Annotated in this window: 27 protein-coding genes; 18 read left to right on the top strand and 9 right to left on the bottom strand. The window is 63.3% G+C overall.

The window, feature by feature from the left end; genetic code table 11:
- Positions 1-59: 59 nt before the first annotated feature.
- Positions 60-773 carry a winged helix-turn-helix domain-containing protein gene (locus MRBLMS1_RS22240; protein WP_128140170.1) on the top strand — a complete coding sequence of 238 codons (714 nt, stop codon included), beginning with the start codon at positions 60-62 and terminating at the stop codon, positions 771-773.
- Positions 770-1441, top strand: coding sequence for a LuxR C-terminal-related transcriptional regulator (locus MRBLMS1_RS22235; protein WP_139090467.1), 672 nt, complete (start codon positions 770-772; stop codon positions 1439-1441). The genes MRBLMS1_RS22240 and MRBLMS1_RS22235 overlap by 4 nt, the downstream gene beginning before the upstream one ends.
- Here MRBLMS1_RS22235 and MRBLMS1_RS22230 read toward each other — a convergent pair.
- From MRBLMS1_RS22230 to MRBLMS1_RS22215, 4 genes are all read right to left on the bottom strand, one after another.
- The gene (locus MRBLMS1_RS22230) at positions 1438-1854 is read right to left on the bottom strand and encodes a protease inhibitor I9 family protein (RefSeq protein ID WP_485881974.1); all 417 of its coding nucleotides are present in this window, start codon (positions 1852-1854) and stop codon (positions 1438-1440) included. The genes MRBLMS1_RS22235 and MRBLMS1_RS22230 overlap by 4 nt on opposite strands.
- A 34-nt stretch (positions 1855-1888) precedes the next feature.
- Positions 1889-2857 carry an IS1595 family transposase gene (locus MRBLMS1_RS22225; RefSeq protein ID WP_485881972.1) on the bottom strand — a complete coding sequence of 323 codons (969 nt, stop codon included), beginning with the start codon at positions 2855-2857 and terminating at the stop codon, positions 1889-1891.
- Positions 2858-2999: 142 nt separating this feature from the next.
- Positions 3000-6152, bottom strand: coding sequence for a S8 family peptidase (locus tag MRBLMS1_RS22220; RefSeq protein ID WP_485881970.1), 3153 nt, complete (start codon positions 6150-6152; stop codon positions 3000-3002).
- A gap of 45 nt (positions 6153-6197) precedes the next feature.
- Entirely contained in the window at positions 6198-6959 is a 762-nt protein-coding gene (locus tag MRBLMS1_RS22215) for an NF038120 family PEP-CTERM protein (RefSeq protein WP_485881968.1), read from the bottom strand.
- 465 nt (positions 6960-7424) lie between these two features.
- Here MRBLMS1_RS22215 and gspG point away from each other — a divergent pair, with 465 nt between their 5' ends.
- From gspG to MRBLMS1_RS22155, 12 genes are all read left to right on the top strand, one after another.
- Positions 7425-7868, top strand: coding sequence for a type II secretion system major pseudopilin GspG (gene gspG / locus MRBLMS1_RS22210; protein ID WP_034751618.1), 444 nt, complete (start codon positions 7425-7427; stop codon positions 7866-7868).
- Positions 7869-7904: 36 nt separating this feature from the next.
- Positions 7905-9110: a type II secretion system F family protein gene (locus MRBLMS1_RS22205; RefSeq protein WP_128140165.1), complete on the top strand. Its 1206-nt coding sequence runs from the start codon at positions 7905-7907 to the stop codon at positions 9108-9110.
- The gene (locus MRBLMS1_RS22200; RefSeq protein ID WP_485881965.1) at positions 9107-10801 is read left to right on the top strand and encodes a GspE/PulE family protein; all 1695 of its coding nucleotides are present in this window, start codon (positions 9107-9109) and stop codon (positions 10799-10801) included. The genes MRBLMS1_RS22205 and MRBLMS1_RS22200 overlap by 4 nt, the downstream gene beginning before the upstream one ends.
- The gene (locus tag MRBLMS1_RS22195; RefSeq protein ID WP_485881963.1) at positions 10794-11612 is read left to right on the top strand and encodes a hypothetical protein; all 819 of its coding nucleotides are present in this window, start codon (positions 10794-10796) and stop codon (positions 11610-11612) included. The genes MRBLMS1_RS22200 and MRBLMS1_RS22195 overlap by 8 nt, the downstream gene beginning before the upstream one ends.
- Positions 11609-12157 carry a hypothetical protein gene (locus MRBLMS1_RS22190; RefSeq protein WP_485881961.1) on the top strand — a complete coding sequence of 183 codons (549 nt, stop codon included), beginning with the start codon at positions 11609-11611 and terminating at the stop codon, positions 12155-12157. Before MRBLMS1_RS22195 ends, MRBLMS1_RS22190 begins: the two co-directional genes overlap by 4 nt.
- Positions 12154-12729, top strand: a complete 576-nt coding sequence (locus MRBLMS1_RS22185) for a hypothetical protein (RefSeq protein ID WP_485881959.1) — start codon at positions 12154-12156, stop codon at positions 12727-12729. The genes MRBLMS1_RS22190 and MRBLMS1_RS22185 overlap by 4 nt, the downstream gene beginning before the upstream one ends.
- Positions 12726-13247 (top strand): hypothetical protein, encoded by a 522-nt coding sequence (locus MRBLMS1_RS22180; RefSeq protein ID WP_485881957.1) that lies wholly within the window; start codon positions 12726-12728, stop codon positions 13245-13247. The genes MRBLMS1_RS22185 and MRBLMS1_RS22180 overlap by 4 nt, the downstream gene beginning before the upstream one ends.
- Positions 13247-15280, top strand: coding sequence for a secretin N-terminal domain-containing protein (locus MRBLMS1_RS22175; protein ID WP_485882640.1), 2034 nt, complete (start codon positions 13247-13249; stop codon positions 15278-15280). The genes MRBLMS1_RS22180 and MRBLMS1_RS22175 overlap by 1 nt, the downstream gene beginning before the upstream one ends.
- The gene (locus MRBLMS1_RS22170; RefSeq protein ID WP_485881955.1) at positions 15277-15759 is read left to right on the top strand and encodes a type II secretion system protein; all 483 of its coding nucleotides are present in this window, start codon (positions 15277-15279) and stop codon (positions 15757-15759) included. The genes MRBLMS1_RS22175 and MRBLMS1_RS22170 overlap by 4 nt, the downstream gene beginning before the upstream one ends.
- A gap of 3 nt (positions 15760-15762) precedes the next feature.
- On the top strand, positions 15763-16155 hold the full coding sequence (locus MRBLMS1_RS22165) for a type II secretion system protein (RefSeq protein ID WP_485881953.1): 393 nt from the start codon (positions 15763-15765) through the stop codon (positions 16153-16155).
- 5 nt (positions 16156-16160) lie between these two features.
- Entirely contained in the window at positions 16161-16811 is a 651-nt protein-coding gene (locus tag MRBLMS1_RS22160; RefSeq protein ID WP_485881951.1) for a type II secretion system protein, read from the top strand.
- Between the two features lie 240 nt (positions 16812-17051).
- Positions 17052-17549, top strand: a complete 498-nt coding sequence (locus MRBLMS1_RS22155) for an FxDxF family PEP-CTERM protein (RefSeq protein WP_058048378.1) — start codon at positions 17052-17054, stop codon at positions 17547-17549.
- A 95-nt stretch (positions 17550-17644) separates the two neighbouring features.
- Here MRBLMS1_RS22155 and murJ read toward each other — a convergent pair whose 3' ends face one another.
- The gene (murJ, locus tag MRBLMS1_RS22150) at positions 17645-19192 is read right to left on the bottom strand and encodes a murein biosynthesis integral membrane protein MurJ (RefSeq protein WP_485881949.1); all 1548 of its coding nucleotides are present in this window, start codon (positions 19190-19192) and stop codon (positions 17645-17647) included.
- Between the two features lie 297 nt (positions 19193-19489).
- Here murJ and rpsT point away from each other — a divergent pair, with 297 nt between their 5' ends.
- Positions 19490-19756, top strand: coding sequence for a 30S ribosomal protein S20 (rpsT, locus tag MRBLMS1_RS22145; protein ID WP_010395935.1), 267 nt, complete (start codon positions 19490-19492; stop codon positions 19754-19756).
- Positions 19757-19912: 156 nt separating this feature from the next.
- On the opposite strand, the gene MRBLMS1_RS22140 is transcribed toward rpsT, so the two are convergent.
- The 3 genes from MRBLMS1_RS22140 to MRBLMS1_RS22130 all read right to left on the bottom strand — a co-directional run bounded on the left by MRBLMS1_RS22140 (position 19913) and on the right by MRBLMS1_RS22130 (position 21439).
- Positions 19913-20356 carry a DUF192 domain-containing protein gene (locus tag MRBLMS1_RS22140; RefSeq protein ID WP_139092724.1) on the bottom strand — a complete coding sequence of 148 codons (444 nt, stop codon included), beginning with the start codon at positions 20354-20356 and terminating at the stop codon, positions 19913-19915.
- 131 nt (positions 20357-20487) lie between these two features.
- Complete coding sequence (locus tag MRBLMS1_RS22135; protein WP_485881946.1) at positions 20488-20769, bottom strand: hypothetical protein; 282 nt, start codon at positions 20767-20769, stop codon at positions 20488-20490.
- A gap of 106 nt (positions 20770-20875) precedes the next feature.
- On the bottom strand, positions 20876-21439 hold the full coding sequence (locus MRBLMS1_RS22130; protein WP_485881944.1) for a pseudouridine synthase: 564 nt from the start codon (positions 21437-21439) through the stop codon (positions 20876-20878).
- Between the two features lie 283 nt (positions 21440-21722).
- On the opposite strand from MRBLMS1_RS22130, the gene icd reads away from it, so the two are divergent.
- Positions 21723-22976: an NADP-dependent isocitrate dehydrogenase gene (icd, locus tag MRBLMS1_RS22125; RefSeq protein WP_070303844.1), complete on the top strand. Its 1254-nt coding sequence runs from the start codon at positions 21723-21725 to the stop codon at positions 22974-22976.
- 89 nt (positions 22977-23065) lie between these two features.
- On the opposite strand, the gene cspE is transcribed toward icd, so the two are convergent.
- The gene (gene cspE / locus MRBLMS1_RS22120; protein ID WP_010395943.1) at positions 23066-23269 is read right to left on the bottom strand and encodes a transcription antiterminator/RNA stability regulator CspE; all 204 of its coding nucleotides are present in this window, start codon (positions 23267-23269) and stop codon (positions 23066-23068) included.
- 321 nt (positions 23270-23590) lie between these two features.
- Between cspE and clpS the strand changes: the two genes are divergently transcribed.
- Together clpS and clpA are read left to right on the top strand one after the other, a co-directional pair.
- Complete coding sequence (gene clpS / locus MRBLMS1_RS22115; RefSeq protein WP_034751577.1) at positions 23591-23893, top strand: ATP-dependent Clp protease adapter ClpS; 303 nt, start codon at positions 23591-23593, stop codon at positions 23891-23893.
- Positions 23890-26190, top strand: a complete 2301-nt coding sequence (gene clpA, locus MRBLMS1_RS22110; RefSeq protein WP_034751575.1) for an ATP-dependent Clp protease ATP-binding subunit ClpA — start codon at positions 23890-23892, stop codon at positions 26188-26190. Before clpS ends, clpA begins: the two co-directional genes overlap by 4 nt.
- Positions 26191-26226: the final 36 nt, after the last annotated feature.

The raw sequence follows: 26226 nt of genomic DNA, 5'->3' as shown, positions 1-26226 counted from the left end.
CTTGTCGGGCAGTCTAGTTTTTTGATGACTGCCGCCAACTTTTTTCGGGAGATGCATCGATGCCTGGCCATATCCTGGTGCTGGACCCTGCGCCCGCCATGCAGGCGCTGCTGGCGCATAATCTCGCGGGCGCCGGCTACCGGGTCAGCTGCGCCCTGGACGCGCGCGGCGCGCTGGCGCTGCTGGCGGCCGATCCGCCCGACGTGCTGCTGCTGGAGTGGGAACTGCCCGATGCGTCCGGCATCGCGCTGCTGCGCCAGGTGCGCCAGGATGGCGTGCTGTACGACTTGCCCATCATCATGATCAGCGCGCGCGACAGCGAACAGGACAAGGTGCTGGCGCTGGAAAGCGGCGCCGACGATTACCTGTGCAAGCCTGTCGGTCCCCGTGAAATGCTGGCCCGCGTGCATGCGCTGCTGCGCCGGCGCGCGCCATCAGCCTTGCGCGCAGGCGCAGGCACGGCCGGGGCTGCCGCCTTGCGGCTCGATCCGCAGACCCTGCGTGTGACGGCCGGCAAGGTGCCGATCCACCTGGGCCGCGTGGAATTCAAACTGCTGCATTTCCTGATGGATCATCCGGGCCGGGTGCATAGCCGCGCGCAACTGCTGGACCAGGTATGGGGCCATGCCGCCTACCTCGATGAACGCACGGTCGACGCCCACGTGGGACGCTTGCGCCACGCCTTGCAGCCGGGCGGCTGCGGCCACCGCATCGAAACCGTGCGCGGCAGCGGCTACCGCTATCTGGCCTCTGACGCGGCCGTGTGCGCATGATGCTGCTGACGGGGAGGGAGCAGGAATACCTGCTGCACGCCATCCTCGGCGCGCATGGCATGGCCGTGCCCGGCGATTTCTTTTTGTGGAGCCAGGGGCCGCTGCAAACGCTGTTGCCGCACGACATATTGATGTGCGCGCAACTGGACGCCGACGGGGCCGTGCTGCGCAGCGAAGCCTGGCACAGCGCCGCGCCCGATCATGCGCAGCTGCGCGAGCGCCAGGGCCAGCTGGCCCGCCTTGCGCTGGCCTGGCGCGCCGGTGGCCAGAGGGCGGGCGTCATCGACGGCGTGCTGGTGCATGGCAGCGTGGGTGATGCCGGCGGCAGTTTTTTTGCCCTGTTCGCCGTGAAGCAGGCGGACGCGGCGCGCCAGGCGTATGCACTGGAATTGCTGCTGCCTTACCTGCACGTGCACTGGCTGGCGCTGCCAGTGAGCCAGCGTGTGCGCGCGACTGGCCCGGCTGCCGCACGCGCGGCCAGTGCGCGCGAGCTGGAAGTGCTGCATTGGGTGCGCGAGGGGAAAAGCAATGAGGAGGTGGGGCAAATCCTCGGCATCAGCGGTACTACGGTGAAAAGCCATTTGCAGCGCATCTACAAATTACTTGGCGTGAGCAACCGCATGCAAGCCGTGTCGCGCGGCATTGCGCTGCGCCTGCTCAGCCACTAGCGCTGATCCTGCGGCCGGGCCTGCAGCTTTTCATTACCGCTATCTTGCATGTGTTCGATGCTGCCGGGCGATACCCGTGCCACGTCCGGACTCGCTTGCAGACGCGCCACTTCGGCCGGTGTCAGCATGGCGGCAAAGCCATTGAAGGCAGCCGTGTAGCGGTATTGCACGGGGGCGTCGGGTACCAGCGCCAGCACGGCGTGCTGCAGCGCTTCCAGCCGGGCCGTGTAGCGCCGCGCGGCGTCGCTGTTGGTATCGAGCCCATGCACGCCGTCCGCTTGCGAGGCCAGCGGCGGGGCGCGCAATTGCACCAGATAGGACTGCCGCGCGGCAGCGGCCTGCGCCGCGGCAGGCAGGGCATGGACGCTGGCCATGCCGGCCAGGATGGCAATGCAGAGGCGAAAGGTGGACATGCGCCGATTGTACGCGCGTTGCGCATAAAAAAGGCTATGTCACCATCAGATGTGGGAATGCGCCCAAAGTTGCTTTCAATAATGTTTCCGGTGAGCGGATGCGCCTGGCGTCGAGTATCCAGCGCCATCCCAGGTAGTTCGGCAGATAGCGCGTCGCCACGCCGTGAAACGGCCGTAGCCATTCCCGCAAGCGGCTGTGATAGGCGTTGACGTTCTGCACATGGGCGGCGCCCTGCACGCGGATGCCGGCGCGCAAGTTGACGGCTTGGTGGCTGATGCCAGCTTCCCTGGCAAAAGCCCGATAGGCCGCATGACCATCGGTGAGCAGCAAGACATCCTTGTCGATGACGGGCAACAAACAGTGATGCAACTGCGCCTTCGTCAGCGCCCCTTTGCCCGTGACGAAATCGAGGGTCTGTCCCGTGCGGTCGCGCGCCACCAGGATGCAGACCTGTTCATTGGATATGCCGCGCTGGTGGGCATGGCCGCCCCGGCGGCGCGCCGGACGCGTCATGTTTCTCGATCCCTTTTCCGATTCCAGTACATACAGTTCGTCCGCTTCGGCAATGCCATGCAGGCCATGCGGCCGGTCCGTCTTTGCCAGCGATAAAAACCGGTGGCGCCAGCGAAACGTGGTATTGCGGTGTACGCCCAGTTGGCTCGCCGCCTTGCGCACCGAATCCGATGCCAGCAGACAATCGGCGTAATCGAGCCACAAGGTCTTGTGGCGCAAGCGGGCCAGTGGCGTGCCGGTGAGCGTATTGAAGGTGCGGCCGCACGGCACACAGCGGTAGCGCTGCAGGCCGTGCGCATGGCCATGGCGGTGCAGGTGCGCCGAGTCGCAGGCGGGACAGGCCAATCGCGGCTGCGCCACACTTTCCAGCAGCGCGACGGTCGCGTCGTGTGGCGCGTTGCCACGCAGCAGGGCCATTCCTGCCTGCCGTTGGCGTCGGTTCAACTGCGCAAACTGCGCGATAAAGCTGATCCATTCGGTTGGCCGCATGATCTGCTCCCTGCGTGGTGAGTATGCAGAGTCAGACAGCACGGCCAAGGGAAAATTCCGGCATTCCCCTACTTGCCGATGACAGAGCCATAAAAAAACGCGCCCCGCAGGGCGCGCCGTGTTACTGCCTGGAGCGATACCGTTACAGCTTGGCGTCCGCTCTCACGTTGCGCTGGCTGGGAACGGCCAGCGGCAACGGGTTGTTGGTCTCCACCGACAGCACGGTGGTGGACGCTGCTGCGCTGTTGCCATCAAGGAAGACCACGCCGCCCAGGTAGCGCTTGCCCGTTTCCAGCCCCGACCAGCTGACGCCGGCCGTGGCGCTGCCGCCCACGTACACCTTGGTCGGCAGGGTGGCTTTCAGGTTGCCGCCCTTGTCGGCTGTCGTGACGACGGCCGACGACAGGCCGAAGCCGGTCGAGACGCCATTCGCCAGTTCATAGCCGATCACGCACACCTTGTAGCTGCCTGCCGCCGGGGTGGTCAAGGTAATGGCCTCGTTCGAGCCGGCCGTGGCCGAGGTGGCGACGGTCGCGCCGGCGCTGTTGAGCAGCAGCAGGTCGAGGTCGTTGCCGGCGCCTTCCGTGGTGTCGCGGTCGAAGGTTTCGAAGCGCGCCACGACGGTGCTGGCGGGAATGCTGACATTGACGACGCGCACGCCGCTGCCGCCCGCCTTGCACGCGTCGGCCATCTGCGCCAGCGTTTCCATGCTGCCCGGCGCGGCCTGGCTGATGGTTTGCTCGCTGCGCGCCACTTCCTTCAGGCCGCCCGTCGCCGCACCGACCTTGCCGGCAAAGCCGGTGGACAGGGTCAGCGAACGCAGGCCGCTGACCTTGTCGGCCTGCAGCAATGCCGGCGACTGCACCGCGCGGCCCGAGCGGGCCGTGACGGGGCTGCGCACCGTGTGCACGCCATCGCTCCACACGAGGGCGCCATACTGCCAGGCATTGTCCGGCGCCGTCGTGCGCGCCAGGGTCACGGTGAAGGACTTGGTTTCGCCGGGCGCCAGTGCCAGGGTGGCAGGCGCCACCGTCACGCTGTAACCGCTGAGCGAGGCGCTGGCCGTGTAGGTGGCGCTGCTGCTGCCCACGTTGGTGACGCGGCGCGTCACCGTTTGCGTGCCCAGCACGTTGCCGATGGTGATGGACGGCATGTTCAGATTGTAGCCGGCCAGGGTGCCGCCCGCGCATTCGGCCGTCATGCCGACGCCGCACATGTATTTCTTGTAGTCGGCCAGGCTGGCGTCATACACGAGGCCGGGATCGGTTGCCTTGTTCGGCGTCACGTGGCCGGCGCCCTGGCCCCATGGCAGGATGCCGCGCGCGTCGCCTGCCTGGATGTCGGGCAAGGTGGCGCTGCCGGTCGTCATCAGGGCCGACTTGATGGCGGCCGGACTCCAGTCCGGATGCTGCTGGCGCAGCAGGGCGGCCAGGCCGGCCACGTGCGGGCTGGCCATCGAAGTGCCTTGCAGGAAGATGTAGGCTTGCGCCGGCACCAGGCTGCCATCCTGTACGGCGTCGCGCTGGGCGCGCGACAGGGCAGGCGTGCCGCCGGCCAGGATGTCCACGCCAGGCGCGGTGACGTCCGGCTTGAGCAGGTTGGCGTCATACAGGTTCGGGCCGCGCGACGAGAAGTCGGCCACCACGGGGGCGGCAGGGCCGTTGCCATTGGTGACGAAGCGCGAGATGGCGGCCGTGGCCGTGCCCGTTTGCGCCTGGGCGTTGATCAGCGCGCCATCGGCGGCGCTCACGTGCACGGCCGGCAGCACGTGCGGGTCGGACACCAGGCCCACGCCCGTGTCGACCAGTACCATGCCGGCGCCGCCCGCTTCGAGCACGGCGACGCCCTTGTCGGTACGCGCCGTGGTGCCGCGCAGGCAGCTGACGACCTTGCCGGCGACCTTGGCCGGGTCCAGCAGGGCCACGCCGCCGTTGTCTCCGGCGCGGTAGCACAGGGCCAGTTTTTGCGCATCGGCGCCGGGCAAGCCCGCGTCTTGCGCGCGGATCAAGGTGGTGGCCGGCAGCGGGTTGTAGTTGAGCGAGGCGCCCGTGTAGCTGGCGCCGTTGCTCAAGGTTACCTTGGCCTGGTTGGCGCGGTTGTGCGTCGAGGCGGCCACCGTCGTGATCCATGGGCTGACGTGGGCCACGGTGTTCGCCGGTCCCGCATTGCCGGCCGAAGCGGCAACGAAGACGCCCGCATTCGACGCGTGCAGGAAGGCTTGCTCGACCGGGTCGTTGACCGTGCCGCCGCCGCTGATCGAGTAGTTGATCACGTGCACGCCGTCCTGCACGGCTTTTTCGATCGCCGCCACGCTGTCGCCGCCGTAGCAGCCGTTCTTCGCGCCGGTCGGCTGGGTAGCCAGGTTGTACGACCAGCATACCTTGTAGACGGACAGGCGGGCGCGCGGCGCCACGCCGGAAATGGCGCCCAGCGGCGAGCCGTTCACGGTCACGGGCACGCCCGCATTGCCGCCCGCGGTGGACGAGGTGTGCGTGCCGTGGCCGCCTTCGCCATTCGGGTCGCCGATGGAATCGCGCGGCGACGTGAATTCACTCCAGTGCTGGATCTTGTCCGTCTCGGTCAGGCGCACGGCGTTGAAGTATTGCGCGGCCAGCAATTTGTTGTTGCAGTGGTCTTGCGTAAAACCTTCGCCTGCCTGGCAGCTGCCTTTCCAGGCGGCCGGCGGCGCGCCATAGGCCAGCGTGGCGTTCGGGTCGAAGGTTGGGGCGCCGTTGGCGTCGACCTTGTCCGCATATGACAGGTTTTCCGGCCACACGCCGCCATCGACGATGCCGATAATGATGTCTTCGCCCGCATGCTGTTTGCCGCCCAGCTGGCTCCACAGGCCGCCCGGCTGGTCCAGGCCCAGGAAGGTGGGCGTGTAGTTCGTTTGCAGGGCGCGCGGTTCGTCGGGGGCGATGCTGGCCACTTCGCCGCTCGCTTGCAGCTGGCGCACTTCGGCGTCCGTCAGCAGGGCGGAAAAGCCGTTGAGGACGATCTTGTACTGGTATTGCACGGGCGCGGCGGCGACGAGTGCTTGTACCCGCGCCTGTTTCTGTTCAAGGTAGTCGCCGTACAGCTGCACTTGCGTGCTGGCCAGGTCGAGGCGGCCGCCGGCGGCAGGCTGGGTGGCGCCCAGGCCTTCCACCGAGCCGGTGTAGGAAGCGATCGGTTTGTCGGTCAGCTGCACGATGTAGGGGCGGCGCAGGTCGTCGGCGTGGGCCTGGAAGCTGAGGCTGGCAAACAGGCTCAGCACGGCGAGCGAAATGGGACGCAAGGCGGGACGGAATGTCATGTAAGGGTTTCCTGTATCGGTATCGGAGTCAAAAAGAGGCGGCAATCAGGCTTGCTTGCTGCGGCGGCGCGCAGCGAATCCGACACCGGCCAGGCCCAGCAGCAGCATCGCGTAGGTCGATGGCTCCGGTACCGAGGCGACGATATTGTCGAGCGCAAACTGGCCCTTGTTGCTCGTGAAGGCGTTGCAACTGCCGGCCGTGTTGCAAGTGAAGCCGAAGAAGGCCAGCGAGGCGAATTGCTGGCTGCCGAAGCTGGCGCTCGTGTTGTAGCGCTGGAACTGGAAGTTGCCGCCGATGGGGCCGCCCAGCTGGTAGGTTTCATAGATGGAAGAGCCGTTGGCATAGAAGCCTTGCACGCGCAGCAGTCCCGCTACGGCCGGATAGGTGACGCCCTGGGCATAGCCGATGAAGCTGGCGTCGAAGCCCTGCAGGCTGACGCTGCCGCCCGGGTTCAGCGGGTCCAGGTAGACGATGCCGTCGTTGAGGGATGCATAGTAATTGCTCGTATTGTTGGTCGGGCACGCCATGCCGCAGGCGGCCGGGTCCGTGCCGTCGAACACGGCGCCGACCAGGTCGCCATAACTGGCGCCGGCGGCATTCGAAGCGCCCGTCAGCAGGAATTTGCTCAATTCCAGGGAGTCGCCATGGCCGACGAACTGGCTGTCGACGTTGTCAAAGTTGATCACGTCCGCGATGGCGGCGGGGGCCCAGGCGGCGGACAGGGCCAGGATGGCGGCGCCGGTCCACTGCTTGGCCGAGAAAGGACTTGCTGCGGCAGTTGCCTTCGAATGCACAATACGAGTCATGAATTTTCCCTTGGTGATTATGTAGGATGCAATATGTTTTGCGTCTGGGATGCTCTTTTCTGCGTGGACGGGTAAGACCAATACGTAGAAAATTGATTTTTACTATAGCAAAAGAGGCAATTTGATTGTTTGATATTCTTGCAAATTTAATTTGAAAGTTACAAATAATGAATGAATAAAATTCATCACTCACTATGATTTCGTAACCAGGAGTAGATAGTTTCCGCATTGAAAATAGTTGAGTTATTAAGCAGCCAGCCAAGCGCGCGCGGCGCCGTCGCGGTTTCGCGCACACTAGATGGTTTCCGCAGGAATTTGTTGTTCACAGAGCAAAGAAAAGATTGTATTAACCATAACCGGCATGGTAGGCTGATAAGCATCAGGCAAGCGCGTGTCGCCCGTGCGTGGCCATCCGCCGCGCGCAGCGACGCAATGGATTGAAGGTAGGCAATAAGGAGTTACCGGATGCATGCAGCACACAGGCAGAACCTTGCGGCAACGCGCCATGCGCGCGGCTTTACCTTGCTCGAATTGCTGGTCGTCATCGTGATCATCGGCCTGCTGGCGGCCTATGTCGGCCCCAAGTATTTCGCCCAACTGGGCAAATCCGAAGTGACGGTGGCCAAGGCGCAGATCGAGGCGTTTGAAAAATCGCTCGACACCTACCGCCTCGACGTGGGGCGCTATCCCACCACGGAAGAGGGGCTGGCTGCGCTGTTGGTGGCGCCACCCGCCGCCGGCACGCGCTGGAATGGCCCTTACCTGAAAAAAGCCGTGCCGCTCGACCCGTGGGGCCATGCGTATCAATACCGCGCGCCGGGCAGCAAGGGCGAATACGACATCGTCTCGATGGGCAAGGATGGCCAGCCGGGCGGCAGCGGCGAGAACGCCGACATCAGCTCGCAATAGCGCCAGCGCCATTCTTTTTCCTACGGACAAGCCATCATGCAGTTCGAAGTACGCGCGCTTTCCACGGACCAGGCCGTAACTACCTTGCAGACCTGCGTGATCGATGGCCGCGACGAAGCCGACGCGCGCCGCCAGGCCGAGGCGCGCGGCCTGTTTGTCAGTGCCATCCGTCCCGTGCGGGCCACGCCGTTCAGCGCCGCCGGGCGCCAGCGGGCGCGGGCCTTGCCCTTGCTGCTGTTCAGCCAGGAATTGCTGGCGCTGCTGCAAGCGGGACTGGGCATCGTCGAAGCGCTGGAAGCCTTGCTGGAAAAGGAAGCGTCGCCGGCCACGCGCAGCGTGCTCACGCGCCTGCTCGAAGGCTTGCGCGAGGGCAAGCGCTTTTCCGCCGTGCTGGCGGAGCAGGCGGAACTGTTCCCCCCCTTGTATATCGGCATCGTCAAGGCGGCCGAGGGCACGAGCGACTTGCCGCGCGCGCTGTCGCGTTACATCGACTACCAGCAGCGCATCGATGCGGTGCGGTCAAAAATCGTCAGCGCCGCCATCTATCCCGCCATCCTGCTGGCCGTGGGCGGCGGCGTCAGCGCCTTCCTGATCAGCTATGTGGTGCCCCGTTTTGCCGAGGTCTACCAGGGCGCCGGCCGCAACCTGCCGTGGATGTCGCAAGTGATGCTCAGCTGGGGCCAGTTCGTCACGCAGCATGGCGTGCTGCTGTTGCTGGGGCTGGCGCTGGCCGGCAGCATCGTGTTCACGGCCGTGCGGCGCGTGCTGCGCAACGGCGGCGTGGCGCGCCTGCTGGCGAAACTGCCCGGCATCGGCGAGCGCGTGCGCATCTATGAACTGTCGCGCCTGTACCTGACCCTGGGCATGCTGGCCGAGGGCGGCATCACCATCGTGCAGGCGATCGCCACCGTGCAGGCGATGGTCTCGCCTGGCATGCAGGCGTCCTTGCAACAGGCGCGCGGCGCCATCGAGGCGGGCCAGCCGCTGTCGTCCGCGTTCGAGCAGCATCAATTGACGACGCCCATTTCCCTGCGCATGCTGCGCGTGGGCGAGCGCACGGGCGACATGGGCCCCATGCTGACGCAGTCGGCCGCCTTTTATGACGGCGAAATCAGCCGCTGGATCGACCGTTTTACGCGCACCTTCGAACCCTTGCTGATGGCCGCCATCGGCCTCGTCGTGGGCGCCATCGTGATCCTGCTGTACATGCCCATCTTTGACCTTGCCGGCGATATTTCATGAACCAGATTTCCTCCGTTCCCGCCGCCATCGACCCCGCGCTGCTGCAGCGCGCGCGCATCCTGAGCCGGCAATCGAAGCGCAGCCTGGTCGAGGAATTGCAGGAGCTGAGCGGCATCGAGGCGCGCGCCGTGGTGCGCGAACTGGCGCGCCCGTTCGGCCTGGACGTGCTGGAAACGGCCGACATGCTGGCCTTGTCTCCCGCCTTCGATGTGCTGCCCCTGTCGCAGGCGCTGGCGCGCCACAGCGTGCTGCTGCGCGCCGCCGACGGCCAGCTGGTGGGCGTGATCGCCGACCCGTTCGACCTCGACCTGCAAACCTGGCTGAATGCGCGCGCCGGGCAGGGCGTCTTGCACGTGCGCCTGGCGCTGCAGGCCGACATCGGCGCCTACCTGTCGAAACAGGAAGAATCGGCGCGCGCCGTCGACAGCCTGCTGCCCGGCGCCGCCACCGACGCGCGGCGCGACGGCAAGACTGCCGCCGTGCTGTCGTTCGCCAGCGTGTCGGAAGCGGCCAGCCCCGCCGTCAAGCTGGTCAACTCGACCCTGTATGACGCGCTGAAGGCGGGCGCCTCGGACATCCACCTGGAAAGCACGGCCGGCGGCCTGGCCGTCAAGTACAGGGTCGACGGCGTGCTCGATCACGCCACATCCGTCAACGGCATCGAAGTGGCCGAACACATCATCTCGCGCCTGAAAGTGCTGGCCGAACTCGATATCGCCGAGCGCCGCGTGCCGCAGGACGGCAGCTTCCGCGTCGAGTCGGGCGGGCGCGAAATCGATTTGCGCGTCTCCATCATGCCCAGCATCCATGGCGAGGATGCCGTCATCCGTATCCTCGACAAACGCGCCATGATCGAAGCGTATGGCGCCCTGACCCTTGAAGCCTTGGGCTTTGACTCGCCATCGCTGGTCGCCTTGCGCGCGCTGGCGCAGGAAGCCTACGGCATGCTGCTCGTCACCGGTCCCACGGGTTCGGGCAAGACGACGACCCTGTACGCGGCGCTGACGGAAATCCATAACGGGCGCGAAAAGATCATCACCATTGAAGACCCCGTCGAATACCAGCTGCCCGGCATTCTGCAAATCCCCGTCAATGAAAAGAAGGGGCTGACCTTTGCCAAGGGCTTGCGCTCCATCCTGCGCCACGACCCCGACAAGATCATGGTGGGCGAGATCCGCGACCGCGAGACGGCGGAAATCGCCGTGCAATCGGCCCTCACGGGCCATTTGGTGCTGACCACCGTGCACGCGAATAATGTGTTCGACGTGTTCGGCCGTTTTACGCACATGGGTATTGATCCGTATGCGTTCGTCTCGGCCCTGAATGGCATCTGGGCGCAGCGCCTGATCCGCACCAACTGCCCCCATTGCGCCACGGAGTACACGCCCGACGATGCCGAACTGGCCAGCGTGGGCCTGGCGCGCGCCGACGTGGCGGACTATCAATTCAAGCAGGGTAAGGGCTGCGGCGACTGCCGCGGCACGGGCTACAAGGGGCGCCGTTCGATCGCCGAAATCCTCGTGCTGACCGATGAAATCCGCGAACTGATCGTCGACAAAAAACCGATCCGCCAGATCAAGGCGGCCGCGTATGCGAACGGCACGCGCAGCCTGCGCCTGGCGGCGCTGGAACTGGTCAAGCGGGGCGCCACCACCATCACGGAAATCAAGAGGGTCACCCTGCATGCGTAGAGGTCTTGGACAAGGATTGCGCCTGGGCGTGGCGGCGGGCAAGGTAAGCCTGTGGCGCAGCAGCCGCTGGCGCGCGCCCGCGTGGACGCCGCTCGGTGAAGCCGCGTATGCGCCGGACGACGCGCCGCATGGCGACTTTGCCGCCCTGGGCCAGGCGCTGGCACAGATACTGCCGGCTGGCGAATACGCGGGCTGGCCCTTGTCCGTCGTGCTCGACGATGCTCTGGCGCGCCTGTGGCAAGTGGACATGCCGCAGGGCGCCGCGCGTCTGGCCGACATCGAGGCGGCCGCCGCGCTGCGCTTCCAGTCGCTGTATGGCGATGCACCGGGCTTGTGGCACAGCAGCAGCGCCTGGGATGCGCGTGCGCCGTTTTTCTGCGCCGTGCCCCGCGCACTGCTGGCGCAGCTGACGCGCGTGGCCGAAGCACGCAAGCTGGCCCTGATTTTCATTACGCCGCAATTCGCGCGCCACTGGAACCGCTGGCTCGGCGCCTTGAAACCGGGCGCCTGGTTTGGCCAATTGCAGGAGAACGTCCTGACCCTGGGCGTGCGGCACGAAGGGCGCCTGCGCGCCGTGCGCGCGCTGCCCGTGCCGCCTGGCGCTGGCAGGGACTGGCTGGTGCAGACCTTGGCGCGCGAGGCGCTGCTGCAAGGCGTATCCGCACCGGCGCTGCTGCAGCTGTGCGGCGCGCCGCCAGCGGGCTGGCTGACGCCGGGGAAAGAATTCCGCTGCCAGGTTTTTTCCGCGCCGGATGGCGAAGGCGGCTTGTCGCCGGCCGCCCGGCTGGCGCATAGCGGAGGCCTGGCATGACGCGCCTCGATATCGATTTCGCGCCGCCAAACTGGCGCCGCAGCCTGCACCGCGTGCCCGCGTGGGCGTGGTGCATCGGTGCGCTGGGTATGGCGCTGGCCGTCACGGCCGCGTACAGCGGCAGCGCCGCGCTGCAGCGCCAGCAACTGCGCGAGGGGCAGTTGCAGCGCGCGCAGCAGCGCGTGCTGGCCGCCACGCAGGGGCCGGCTCCAGCGCCGCAAATCGCCATCACCCCGGCGCAGGCGGCGGCCGTGAATGCGGCCATCCTGCAATTGAACCTGCCGTGGCGCGACTTGCAGGATGCGCTGGCCAGCGCCACGCCGCCCGCAGTCGCGCTGCTGGCGCTGGAACCGGACGCGCGCAAGCGCGTGCTGAAGATCACGGCGGAAACGACCAGCAGCGACGCCATGGTGGCCTACATCGCGCAACTGAAGCGGCAGGAGTTGTTCGGCACGCGCGTGCAACTGCTGCGCCATGAAATCAACGCGCTCGATCCGAACAAACCGTTGCGCTTCCAGCTCGAAGCGCGCTGGGGCACGCCATGATGGCCATCGACATCAACAGCTTGCGCCTGCGCGCGCAACTGCTGCTGCGCCGGCTGGGCGCGCCCGCCTGCCTGGCACTGGCTTTGCTCATGCTGGGCGTGGCCGCCTGGGTCTGGGCCTGGCAGCAGCGCGCCGTGGCGGCGCAGCTGGAAGCGCGGCCCTTGCCGCAGCCAGCGCTGGCCGTGGTGGCCGCGGCGGCGGCGCCGGCGACGGCCAGCGAAAACCTGGCGCGCTTTTATGCCGCGCTGGGACAGCAGCGCCATGCCGAGCAGCAGGTCAAGCAGCTGTTCGACCTGGCCGCAAAAAACGGTTTGCTGCTGGCGCAGGGCGAATACAAGAGCGGCTACGACAAGGCCAGCCGGGTCGCCACCTACCAGGTGACCTTGCCGCTGAAGGGCAGTTATGCGGCCGTGTCGCAGTTCGCGCTGCAAGCGCTGCGCGCCGTCCCTTTCGCCTCGCTCGACGAACTGAGTTTTCGCCGCGAGCAGATCGCCGATACGGATCTCGAAGCGCGCTTGCGCCTGACGTTTTATCTGACCGATACACCGGGCGATGCGGGAGTGGCGCCATGACGCCGCGCCATTATCTGATGCTGGCCGGCGTGCTGGGCGCGGGCGCCTTGCTGCTGTTCGGCGAGCGCCAGCCCGTGGCCGACGTGGCCGAGGCGGTGGAGCGGGCCGTCGCGCCCGCGCGCCATGCCACCGCCAAGGCGCCAGCCGCGCAGCCGGCCATCCTGGCCCTGCTGCCGCGCAGCGAAGTGGCGGGCGAGGATGGTGACACCTTTGGCGGTGCCGGCGCTGTCTTCCAGAGCCAGAACTGGAATCCGCCGCCGCCGAAAATGGCGCTGACGGCCGCGCCTCCGCCTCCGCCCCCAATGGCGCCGCCGCTACCCTTTGTTTACTTGGGCAAGGCGGCGGCCGATGGCGCCTGGGAAGTGTTTCTGTCGCGCGCCGACAAGACGTATATCGTGCGCGCCAATACCGTCATCGATGGCGCCTACAAGGTCGTGACGATCGCGCCGCCCGTCATGACGCTTACTTATCTGCCGTTGAACCAGGTTCAGCAGCTCAACATTGGAGTTTCCGAGTGATGTCTCGTTCCTTTTCATCGGCGCTGCTGCCGCTACTGCTGGTGTTGCTGTCCGGCTGCGCAGGGCAGCAAGCCTACCGCGACGGGCGCGAGCTGATCGCGCAAGACCAGGTGCCGGCCGGCCTGCAAAAGCTGCAAGAAGCGCTGCAGCAAGACCCTGGCAATGCGCAATACCGCAGCGCCTATCTGCAGGCGCGCGAACGGGCGACCGGCAGCCGCTTGCAGCAGGCCGAGCGCCAGGCGCAGGCGGGGCAGGGCGATCTGGCGCGCGCTTCCTTCATGAGTGTGCTGGAAATCGATGCGCAGAACGAGCGGGCCAACAGCGGCTTGCGCGCGCTCGAACGCGAGCAGCGCCAGGGCAAGCTGCTGGCCGAAGCGCAAAAGGATATCGAGGCCAAGCGCTACGACCCCGCGCGCCAGCGCCTGAACGCCATCCTGACCGAGCAGCCGAACCATGCGGGCGCGCGCACGCTGCTGCGCGAGGTTGATGACAAAACGGCGCCGCCCGTGGTCGAATCGGGCCTGGCCAGGTCGTACAAGCAGCCGATCACGATCGAGTTTCGCGACGCGCCGTTAAAACAGGTGTTCGAGCTGATCGCGCGCCGCTCCGGCCTCAATTTCGTCTTCGACAAGGACGTCAAGGCGGACGCGAAAACCTCGATCTTCCTGAAAAACAGCACGGTGGAATCGGCCGTCTACTTCTTGCTGGTGACGAACCAGCTGGAGCAGCAGGTGATGGATGCGAACACGATCTTGATCTACCCGAACGTGGCGGCAAAATTGAAGGAGTACCAGGAAGTGCTGGTGAAGACCTTCTTCCTGGCGAACGCGGACGCCAAGCAGGTGGCCAACACGCTCAAGACCATTTTGAAGACGCGCGACGTGGTGGCTGATGAAAAGCTCAACCTCGTCATCGTGCGCGACACGCCCGAGGCGATCCGCCTGGCCGAGCGCCTGATCGCGCTGCAGGACGTGCCCGAGGCGGAAGTGGTGCTGGAACTGGAAATCCTCGAAGTCAAGCGCAGCCGCCTGATGGAACTGGGCGTGGCCTGGCCATCGAGCCTGACCCTGACGCCGCTTTCCACCTCGGGCGGAATCGGTCTGACCATCAGCGACTTGAACAAGCTGAACCAGCGCACCATCGGTGTGAGCGACCTGTCCGTGACGGCCAACGCCAACAAGACGGACGGCGACGCGAACATCCTGGCCAACCCGCGCATCCGCGTGCGCAACCGGGAAAAGGCGAAGTTCGTCATCGGCGACAGGGTGCCCGTGGTCACCACCACGATTTCGCCGGGCACGGGCGGCTTCGCTTCCGAGTCGATCAGCTACCTGGACGTGGGGCTGACGGTGAATGCTGAGCCGACCATCTATTTGAACAACGAGGTGGGCATCCGCATCTCGCTCGAAGTGAGCAACCTGGGGGCTGCCACCACCACCCGCAGCGGCTCGACCCTGTACCAGATCGGCACGCGCCAGGCGTCGACCATGCTGCAACTGAAGGATGGCGAAAACCAGGTGCTGGCGGGCCTGCTCAACAATGAAGAGCGCAGCTCGGGCAACAAGGTGCCGGGCCTGGGCGACATCCCTGTGCTGGGGCGGCTATTCGGCAGCAGCAAGGATGACAGCCAGAAGACGGAAATCGTGCTGTCGATCACGCCGCACCTGGTGCGCACGGTGCAGCGTCCGGAAGCGAAAGAGTCGGAATTCTCGGCCGGTACGGAAGGCAGCTTCCGCCGCCGTCCCGACATGGCGGCCAAGGCGCCCACGCAGATGCCGGGCACGGTGATCGTGCGTTCCGGCCCGTCGGCCGTCGGCATGCAGCCGGCGCCGGCGCAGCCGATGATGACACCGGGCGCTTTGCCGGCGCCGCTGCCGCAGACGGTGCCCGCGCCGGAAGTGGTGCCGTCGCCCGAGCCGTCCCCGTCGCCTTTGCCGATTTCGTCGGGCCAGCCGGTACCGCTGCAGGCGGCGCCCTTGCCGCTGTCGTCGAGCCAGCCGGTGCCGGTGAGCCCGCCGCCCCCTGCCAAATGAGACTGGCGCGTGCGCAGGGCGGCTTCACCCTGATCGAGCTGCTGGTGACCCTGGCCATCCTGGGCGTGCTGGCCACCCTGGTGATCCCCGTCACGCAAGTGACGGTGCAGCGGCGCCAGGAGCAGGAATTGCGGCGCGCGCTGCGCGAGATCCGCCAGGGGATCGATGCGTATAAGCGTGCTGGCGACGAGGGGCGCATTGTGCGCGCGACAGACGCCAGCGGTTATCCGAAAAGTCTGGAGTTGCTGGTCGAGGGCGTGGCGGACCAGCGCAACCCGAAGCGCAGCAAGATGTTCTTTTTGCGCCGCGTGCCGCGCGACCCGTTCAATGCGGATGCTGGCCTTAGTGATGCGCAAACGTGGGGCAAGCGCAGCTACGCCAGCGAAGCGGCCGAACCGCGCGAGGGGGACGATGTCTATGATGTGTATTCCACGTCCGGCAAGATGGGCTTGAACAACGTGCCTTACCGTCTATGGTGAACCATGCCCGCTGAAAATACTCTACACCGCAGGCGCGGCTTTACCCTGATCGAATTGCTGGTGGTGCTCGGCATCGTAGCGCTGCTGCTGACCCTGGCCGTGCCCCGCTACTTTCCCAGCCTCGACAAGGCAAAGGAAACCGTGCTGGCGGATAACTTGCGCAATTTGCGCACGACCATCGACCAGTTCCACGGCGATACGGGCCGTTATCCCGATTCGCTGGAGCAACTGGTGGAAAAGAAATACCTGCGCGCCATGCCCATCGATCCCATCACGGACAGCGACAGCAGCTGGCTCATCGTGCCGCCGCCCGACGATACGCCGGGCCAGGTGTATGACGTGAAAAGCGGTGCGCCCGGCAAGGACCGCAGCGGTACGCCGTTTTCCGACTGGTAGCGGCCATGCCTTGTCCTGCGCGCCGCCAGAACGGTTTTACGTATCTGGGCCTGATCATTCTGGTGGCCATCCTGGGCTTGGTAGGGGCGGCCGGGCTGAAGATGGGTTCCTTGCTGCAGCGCCAGGCGGCCGAGCAGGAATTGCTCGACATTGGCGCGCAGTTTTCAGATGCCCTCTACAGCTATGCGGCCGCCACGCCGCCGGGTCAGCCGCAACAGCCGCCGACCTTGGCCGCCTTGCTGCGCGATCCCCGTACGCCCCAGTTGCGCCGGCATTTGCGCAAGCTGTTTGTCGATCCCATCACGGGCCGCGCCGAGTGGGGCTTGCTGTACCAGCCGGGCAGCAACGGCATCATTGGCGTGCACAGCCTGTCGCAGGCGGCGCCATTAAAGGTCGGTAATTTCGAGGCGAGGTTCGCCGGCTTTGAAGGCAAGGCGCATTTCTCGGAATGGCGCTTCATGGTCGATGCCCAGGTGTCGTCCGTGCCATCCGCAGGACCGGCAGCTATGCCGGCAAGTGATGAGGCCGGCATCGCGCCTGCCTTGCCGGTGTCACCGTTGTTTTCTCGCCCTGTTACTCCACCGCAAGACCAACCGCCTTCAGAGCCAATTGAGCAGCCTGAACCGCAAAATTCCGCTGAAAACACTGCCGAATAGGCGTTTTTACCTTAAAACGTGACAAAAATAAATGTATGCGTCGGTAACTATTTTTATGTGGAAATTCATCGATAACGGCAAATAGTTCATTTGGAAAATAGTTATCCAGGATGAAACTTCGATAAAATATTTATAAGTAATTCAATGCAATTATGCTACCATTCCGTTCGGTACTTCCGGTACTCAAATTATTGGTGGCCTGCGCATTGCAGCCATAAATTACTTTTTAAGGGATAAACTATGAAATTGAAATTTATCGCTGCAGGCATCATGGCAGCAGCATCGTTCAGCGCATCGGCAGCAACGTACGACCTGGGCATTCTGGATCCAACCGGTTCGGACACCCTGTCGGCTTTCACGACCAAGTTCGCCATCAATTCGGAGATCAATGATTCGTGGACCTTCCAGTTGCTGGCCCCATCGTCGACCTCGTTCGGTGCATTGCAAACGTTCTCCGTTGCTAACGGCGCGATCAAGGATTTCGCAGCGACCCTGGTCGGCTATGGCGATCTGACCAAGAGCACGGCCAGCGGCATCCAGAATCTGAGCTGGGCAGGTCAATTGGCCGCAGGCACCTACACGGTACAAGTCACGGGCCTGACCCTGGTGAAAAATGTTCAGTACGTAGGCACGGTTTCGGCCCTGCCAGTACCAGAGCCAGAAACCTACGGCATGCTGCTGGGCGGCCTGGCGCTGGTTGGCGCCGTCGCACGCCGCCGCGCCAAGAAAGCTGACTAAGCTTACGCTGCAATGAAAAAAACCCGCTTCGGCGGGTTTTTTTTCGTCTGAATCAGCTGCTTGATGCGAGACGCCGGCAACAGCGTCCTGCGCAATCACGCATGGCGCTTGAAATCGCGGAAGCGGAAGCCAACTATAAAGAGGGTGGCAAAGTACGCCACGCCGCACAGGGCCACCACCAGGGCCAGCGCGCCTGCCCGCAGCAGCGGATGGGCTTGCATGGCGATCCAGTCGATGCGTACGGCGCCCACATACGCCACGCCACCCATCACGATGAGTGCGGGCAGCAGGCGCAGGAAGAACTTGGCCCAGCCCGGTTTCGGCTGGTAGATGCCGCGCTTGCGCAAGCCCCAGTACAGGAAGCTGGCGTTCAGGCAGGCGCCCAGGCCGATCGACAGGGCCAGGCCGGCCACGGCGATATATGGCACGAACAGCAGATTCATCAGCTGCGTGGCGATCAGCACGCCGATGGCGATTTTCACGGGCGTGCGGATGTCCTGGCGCGCATAGAAGGCGGGCGCCAGGGTCTTGACGAGGATGATGCCGATCAAGCCCAGGCTGTAGGCCACGAGCGGCTGCGTCGACATGGTCACGGATTCGGCCGTGAACTTGCCGTAGTGGAAGAGGGTGGCGATCAGCGGCGTGGCCAGGGTCGCCATGCCGACGGCGGCGGGCAGGGCCAGCAGGAAGGTCAGGCGCAAGCCCCAGTCCAGCAGGGCCGAGTATTCCGTCTTGTCGCCATCCACGTTCGCCTTCGACAGGCTGGGCAGCAAGATCGTGCCCAAGGCTACGCCCAGCATGGCGGTGGGGAACTCCATCAGGCGGTCCGCATACGACAGCCAGGAAATGCTGCCCTCGGCAAGGCGCGACGCGATGCTCGTATTGATCATCAGGCTGATCTGCGCCGCCGAGACGGCGAACACGGCGGGTCCCATCTTCTTCAGCACGCGGCGCACGCCGCCGTCGGACAGGCCGATGGCGGGATTGATCGACAGGCGCGGCAGCATGCCGATCTTGATCAGCGCGGGAATCTGGATCGCCACCTGTAGCAGACCACCGGCGAACACGGCAATGGCCATGGCGTAGATCGGCTGCTTCAAATAGGGCGCGAGGAACAGCGAGGCGGCGATGAACGACAGGTTCAGCAGCACGGGCGTGAATGCGGGAATCTTGAATTCGCGCCAGGTATTCAAGATGCCGCCAGCCAGGGCCACGAAGGACATGCAAGTAATATAAGGGAACATCAAGCGCGTCATCCACACGGCCGCGTCAAAAGCGCCCGCATCCTTGGTCAGGCCCGTGGCGATCACGTAGACGAACCAGGGCGCGCCGATGATGCCGATGGCGGACACGAGCAGGGTGGCCCAGACGAGCGTGGTGGCCACATGGTCGGCCAGTTGCTTGCTCGCTTCTTGGCCGTGCTGGTTCTTGTATTCAGACAAGATCGGCACGAAGGCTTGCGAGAACGCCCCCTCGGCAAACAAGCGGCGCAACAGGTTGGGGATGCGGAAGGCAACAATGAAGGCGTCCGTGTAGGCGCCGGCGCCAAAGGCGCGCGCGAACAGGCTTTCGCGCAATAATCCGGTTACACGGGACAGCATGGTCATGCTGGAGATGGCGGCGAGGGTTTTAAGCAAGTTCATGGGGGCAGATTATAGCCGGGCGCGGTACCGTTAAACGGTTAAAATATGGTAACAATTGCCGCCGATTCGCCCTTGCCAGCCTCATTTTCACGTGTTTTTGGCGTGACACACGGTTTTTTGATTTGCCCCCGCTTGAAAATATCGCTATAATCGAAGGCTGTACAGAATTCTGTTACGCAGACACTAATGTTTGACAGGCACTGGTTTGGCACACATGGTTCGGCAGACGCACAGAACGCACCGGTTGGCAAACACTAATGTTTGCAAACGCACTTTGACCCTGTTTTAGGAAATTCCATGGCAAATACCGCACAAGCGCGCAAACGCGCTCGTCAAGCAGTTAAGCAAAACGCACACAATTCGTCCCAACGTTCGACCTTGCGCACGGCTATCAAAGCTGCTCGCAAAGCGATCCAGGGCGGCGACAAGGCAGCTGCTGCTGCAATCTTCCAAGCATCCGTGTCGACCATCGACCGTATCGCTGACAAGAAGATCATCCACAAAAACAAGGCAGCTCGCCATAAGAGCCGTCTGGCAGCTGCTTTGAAAGCACTGTCCGCTTAATATTCGCCAGCAGGCAAGCCACCACGGTGGCCTTGCCTGTGCCGGTACGCTGGCACTGGTTGAAAAGCAAAAACCCGCAGATTCGTTCTGGCGGGTTTTTTCGCGTTTTTATTCGGATTTTTAAGACCACGTCCGCTAGCGGCCCGCCGCCACGGCCTAGCGCAACGCCGGCAAGTTGCCGATGCTCATGCCTGGCTTGATGTTCCTTTGCTTGAACCAGCCCAGATGCATTTCCAGCGCATAGCGCACGGGCACGGTCTTCGTGGAGCAATGGCTGTCGAGCGTGTGCGGCTGCATGTCTTCGATGTTGACGATCTTGCCGCTGGCATCGATAAAGGCCACCGACAGGGGCAGCGGCGTATTTTTCATCCACATGCATTGCGTCGATGGGTTGTCAAAGACAAACACCATGCCCGCATTCGCCGCCATCTTTTCACGGTACATCAAGCCCTGTTCGCGCTGCGCTTCCGTGGCGGCCACTTCCGCCTGGATCAAATGCATGCCGGCCGACAGTTGCAGGCTCCTGGTTTGCGCCTGGGCCATGCTGGCGCAAGACAACAGGGCGATGGACAGGCTGAGACGGCAAAGGGAATTTTTCATGGGGCGGGACGGTGGCTGCGAAGCGGCGATTAAGCCATGCTGGCGGCCGGCTGGTCAAGCATGCTGCCCGGCCGCATCGAAAGCGTGGGGTTACAGCAACATGCTCGCCGTCGTCAGCCCGGGAACTGCGCTTATTTCACGGGCTTGCCCGCTTCAGCGGCCGGCTGCTTCGTCTTGCGCGCCTGGGGAATCAGGCGCGGCGCATCGGTTGCGGCCGATGCGTTGACGGACGCCGACGCCGCCGGCACGGGCTTGCTGGCGTCGGTGGCGGCCGAGGCGTGGCTGGCTGCCGATGCGGGTGGCGGCTTGACGGCATCGGTCGCGGCGGATGCGTGCACCTGGGCGCCCGACTGGGCCAGTGCGGCGCCGGCAAGCAGGGAAGCGGCCAGGGTCAGCATTACTTTTTTCATCATCTTTCCTTTTCCGTCATGTTGAGGTCGGATGATTTTAATACATTATCTAAAAATAAATAGTGCTTATTGGGAAATTCGCTACCGTCGCCGCTCTTTCTTGTGCTGCTTAGGCCTTGCCAATGTTTTCGGCTGGCACTTCGCACCATTCGCCGGGCATCAATGGATGGCTGGCCAGCGAGAACGGGCCGATGGCGCTGCGCACCAGGCGCAGGGTAGGCAGGCCGACGGCCGCCGTCATGCGCCGTACCTGGCGGTTTTTTCCTTCTTTCAGCGTGATCGCCAGCCACGAGGTCGGCTTGTCGGTGCGCGCGCGGATGGGCGGATTGCGCGGCCACAGCCAGTCCGGCTCGGCGATGCGCACGGCCTTGCACGGCTTGGTGATGAAGTCGCCCAAGTCCAGCGGCGCCTGCAGGCGCGCCAGGCTGGCCGCATCGGGCACGCCGTCGACCTGCACCAGGTAGGTTTTCGCTTCCTTGCGGTCCGGGTGGCTGATTTCGTGCTGCAGGCGGCCGTCGGCCGTCAGCAGCAGCAAGCCTTCGCTGTCGGCGTCGAGCCGGCCGGCCGGGTAGATGCCGGGGATGGTGAGATGGTCGGCCAGGGTGGCGCGGCCCTCCTGCGGCGAAAACTGGCACAGGACCTGGAATGGTTTATTGAAGAGGATGAGTGGCATGCTGGTAGGGGAATTGATGTAAACGATGGTGGCTGCTGGTCGACGCCGCAAAAGCGTGGCGCCCTGTAAGATACTGGTGCATAATGTGAAATGTTAGTCTTATGTCTTATAGAAGACTATGGCGATGCGCTTCTTTGGCGATGCGGATGGCCCGGGTGTTCTTTCCCTGCTAAAGTGCGTTGTTGCCGCCCTGTTCGGACTTGTTTTTGTAAACTCTGCAACCGCAGAGCGCGTCGCCGGCCTGTGTTGCCCGCCAGCGGTGTGTCCCACTTCGGAGATCACGATGTATCAACATATCACTGTACCTGCTGACGGCCAAAAAATCACCGTCAACGCCGATTTTTCGCTGAATGTACCAGATAATCCCATCGTTCCCTTCATTGAAGGCGATGGCACGGGCATCGATATCAGCCCGGTCATGATCAAGGTGATCGACGCTGCCGTGGCCAAGGCCTACGGTGGCGCGCGCAAGATCAGCTGGATGGAAATCTACGCAGGCGAAAAATCGACGAATGTGTACGGCCCCGATGTGTGGCTGCCGGAAGAAACACTGGAAGTACTCAAAGATTACGTGGTATCCATCAAGGGCCCGTTGACGACACCCGTCGGTGGCGGCATCCGCTCGCTGAACGTGGCCTTGCGCCAGCAGCTCGATCTGTACGTCTGCCTGCGCCCCGTGCGCTACTTCACGGGCGTGCCGTCGCCCGTGAAAGAGCCGGAAAAGACGGACATGGTGATTTTCCGCGAAAACTCGGAAGATATCTATGCCGGCATCGAATACCAGCAAGGCTCGCCAGAAGCCAAGAAATTGATGGATTTCCTCGTCAATGAAATGGGCGTGACCAAGATCCGCTTCCCGGCCACGTCGGGTCTGGGCATCAAGCCCGTCTCCATCGAAGGCACGGAGCGCCTCGTGCGCAAGGCCATCCAGTACGCGATCGACAATGACAAGCCATCGGTGACGATCGTGCACAAAGGTAACATCATGAAGTACACGGAAGGCGGCTTCCGCGACTGGGCGTATGCGCTGGCGCAAAAGGAATTCGGCGCCGAGCTGATCGATGGCGGTCCATGGTGCAAGTTCAAGAATCCGAAGACGGGCCGCGACATCATCGTCAAGGATTCCATCGCTGACGCGTTCCTGCAACAGATTTTGCTGCGTCCGGCCGAATACAGCGTCATCGCCACCCTGAATCTGAACGGCGATTACATTTCCGACGCGCTGGCGGCACAAGTGGGCGGCATCGGCATCGCGCCGGGCGCCAACCTGTCCGACTCCGTCGCCATGTTCGAAGCGACGCACGGCACGGCGCCGAAGTATGCGGGCAAGGATTACGTGAATCCCGGTTCGCTGATCTTGTCGGCGGAAATGATGCTGCGCCATATGGGCTGGCTGGAAGCGGCCGACCTGATCATTTCCTCGATGCAAAAGTCGATCGCCTCGAAGCGCGTCACCTACGATTTCGCCCGCCTGATGGAAGGCGCGACGCAAGTGTCGTGCTCCGGTTTCGGCGACGTGATGATTGAGCACATGTAACTGGAGGGCAGGGTGCCGCGCACCCTGCAGGCGAAAAAAAACCCCGCTTCAAGGAAACGGGGTTTTTCACATCTGAGGGCCGGCGATGCTTAGGCTGCTTGGATGTTGGAAGCTTGCTTGCCTTTAGGGCCTTGCGTGACTTCGAATTGAACTTTTTGACCTTCTTTGAGGGTCTTGAAACCGTTCATGTTGATTGCGGAGAAATGAGCAAACAAATCTTCGCCGCCATCATCTGGAGTGATGAAGCCAAAACCTTTGGAATCATTGAACCACTTAACTGTACCTGTTGCCATAAAAAGAACTTTCAAAATTAAAACAAATCACACGAGCCATAAAAGCAAGAAGCTTCTTGCCCCCTCCTCGACGTCTCACTTCTTATCAAGCTGTACATTACTGCAACAGTCGATACAGCATTGTTGGCGGAATAAATAATGAAGTCAAGCGCTTTTCCATCGATATTGCCAAATTCTTCACGGCAACCAAAAAAGCAACTCTTGATTTTGGCGGCAAGGTCGCCATCTGCGCACTATTAAGAAAACGCGTAAGATTGAAAACAATTGGAAAGGCGTAGATATTGCGCATGACAACCACTGTGAAAGCATTAGAATAAGCGTATGGCAACCAAGCACGACACAGAAACCCTGCTGGAGCGGCAAGTGCTGAAGCCGCCACCGCTCTACCAGGTGGCCTTGCTCAATGACGACTACACCCCGATGGAATTCGTGGTGGCCATCATTCAGGAGTATTTCAACAAGGACCGTGAAACGGCGACGCAAATCATGCTCAGTGTTCACCGCTACGGCAAAGGAGTGTGCGGCGTGTTCTCTAAAGATATAGCGTGTACCAAAGTGGAGTTCGTTTTAACGCATGCGCGCAAGGCGGGGCATCCCCTGCAGTGCGTGATGGAGGAAGTATGATTGCGCAGGAATTAGAAGTAAGTTTGCACATGGCGTTTGTCGAAGCTCGGCAGGCACGGCACGAATTCATCACGGTTGAGCATTTACTGCTGGCACTGCTGGACAATCCCTCCGCTGCCGAGGTGTTGCGTGCCTGCGCGGTCAATATAGAAGACCTGCGCAAGACCCTCACCAATTTCATCGGCGATAACACGCCGACCGTGCCTGGCACGGGCGAAGTCGACACCCAGCCGACGCTTGGTTTCCAGCGCGTGATTCAGCGCGCCATCATGCACGTCCAGTCCGCCTCGAACGGCAAGAAGGAAGTCACGGGCGCCAATGTGCTCGTGGCCATCTTCGGCGAAAAGGATTCGCATGCTGTTTACTACCTGCACCAGCAGGGCGTGACGCGTCTGGACGTGGTCAATTTCATCTCGCATGGCGTGCGCAAGGACCAGTCGACGGAAAGCGCGAAAGCCTCCGAAGGCGTGGAAGAAGCGCCCGTCGATGGCCAGCCGAAGGAAAGCCCGCTCGACCAGTTCACGCAAAACCTGAACAAGGCCGCTGCCGAAGGCAAGATCGATCCGCTGATCGGCCGCGAGGAAGAAGTCGACCGCGTGATCCAGATCCTGTGCCGCCGCCGCAAGAACAATCCGCTGCTCGTCGGCGAGGCGGGCGTGGGCAAGACGGCCATCGCCGAAGGCTTGGCTTACCGCATCACGCAAAGCGACGTGCCGGAAATCCTGCAGAATGCCGTCGTGTATTCGCTGGACATGGGCGCCTTGCTGGCCGGTACCAAATACCGCGGCGACTTCGAGCAGCGCCTGAAAGCCGTGCTGAAGCAGTTGAAGGACAATCCGAACGGCATCCTGTTCATCGACGAGATCCACACCATCATCGGTGCGGGCTCGGCGTCGGGCGGCACCCTGGACGCGTCCAACCTGCTGAAACCGGCACTGGCGAATGGCCAGCTGAAGTGCATCGGCGCGACCACGTACACGGAATTCCGCGGCGTGTTCGAGAAAGACCATGCGCTCTCCCGCCGCTTCCAGAAAGTGGACGTCAACGAGCCGACCGTCGAGCAAACCGTGCAAATCTTGCGCGGCCTCAAATCGCGCTTCGAAGAGCACCATGGCGTGAAATACTCGGCCTCGGCCCTGTCGACGGCGGCCGAACTGGCGGCGCGCTTCATCAACGACCGCCATCTGCCCGACAAGGCGATCGACGTCATCGATGAAGCGGGCGCGGCGCAGCGCATCTTGCCGAAGTCGAAGCAAAAGAAAACCATCGGCAAGGCCGAAATCGAGGACATCATCGCCAAGATCGCGCGCATTCCGCCGCAAACGGTCAACCAGGACGACCGCAGCAAGCTGCAAACGATCGACCGCGACTTGCGCAATGTCGTGTTCGGGCAAGATCCCGCCATCGACGCGCTGGCTTCGGCCATCAAGATGGCCCGTGCCGGCCTGGGCAAGACGGACAAGCCGATCGGCTCCTTCCTGTTCTCCGGTCCGACCGGCGTCGGCAAGACCGAGGTGGCCAAGCAACTGGCCTTCATCCTCGGTATCGAGCTGATCCGTTTCGACATGTCGGAATACATGGAACGCCACGCCGTCAGCCGCCTGATCGGCGCGCCGCCGGGCTACGTCGGTTTCGACCAGGGCGGCCTGCTGACGGAAGCGATCACCAAGAAGCCGCATGCGGTCTTGCTGCTCGATGAAATTGAAAAAGCCCATCCGGACATTTTCAATATCCTGCTGCAAGTGATGGACCACGGTACCTTGACGGACAACAATGGCCGCAAAGCCGATTTTCGCAACGTGATCATCATCATGACGACCAATGCGGGCGCGGAAAGCTTGCAAAAGACGTCGATCGGCTTCACGAATTCGAAGCAGGCTGGCGACGAGATGGCCGACATCAAGCGCATGTTTACGCCGGAGTTCCGCAACCGTATCGATGCGACCATCAGTTTCCGCGCGCTGGACCAGGAAATCATCCTGCGCGTGGTCGACAAGTTCCTCATGCAGCTGGAAGAGCAGTTGCACGAGAAAAAGGTCGAAGCCGTGTTTACCGAGAAGCTGCGTGCTTTCCTCGGTAAGAAAGGCTTCGATCCGCTGATGGGCGCGCGGCCGATGGCGCGCTTGATCCAGGACATGATCCGCAAGGCCCTGGCCGACGAGCTGCTGTTCGGCCGCCTGGTCACCGGTGGACGTGTCACCGTCGACCTCGACGACAAGGACCAGGTCTTGCTGGAATTCCCGGAACCGCCGGACGCGGCGCCGACGGCTGCACCGGAAACGGTGGAAGTGGAATAAGAACACCGAACCAAACCTACTGCGCGTCGCGATTTG

The sequence above is a fragment of the Massilia sp. LMS1-1-1.1 genome, from assembly GCF_040815535.1.
Classification (GTDB): Bacteria; Pseudomonadota; Gammaproteobacteria; order Burkholderiales; family Burkholderiaceae_D; genus Janthinobacterium; species Janthinobacterium aestuarii.
The sequence above is the reverse complement of the archived record's forward strand: the minus strand, read 5'-3'. Positions and strand labels throughout refer to the sequence as shown.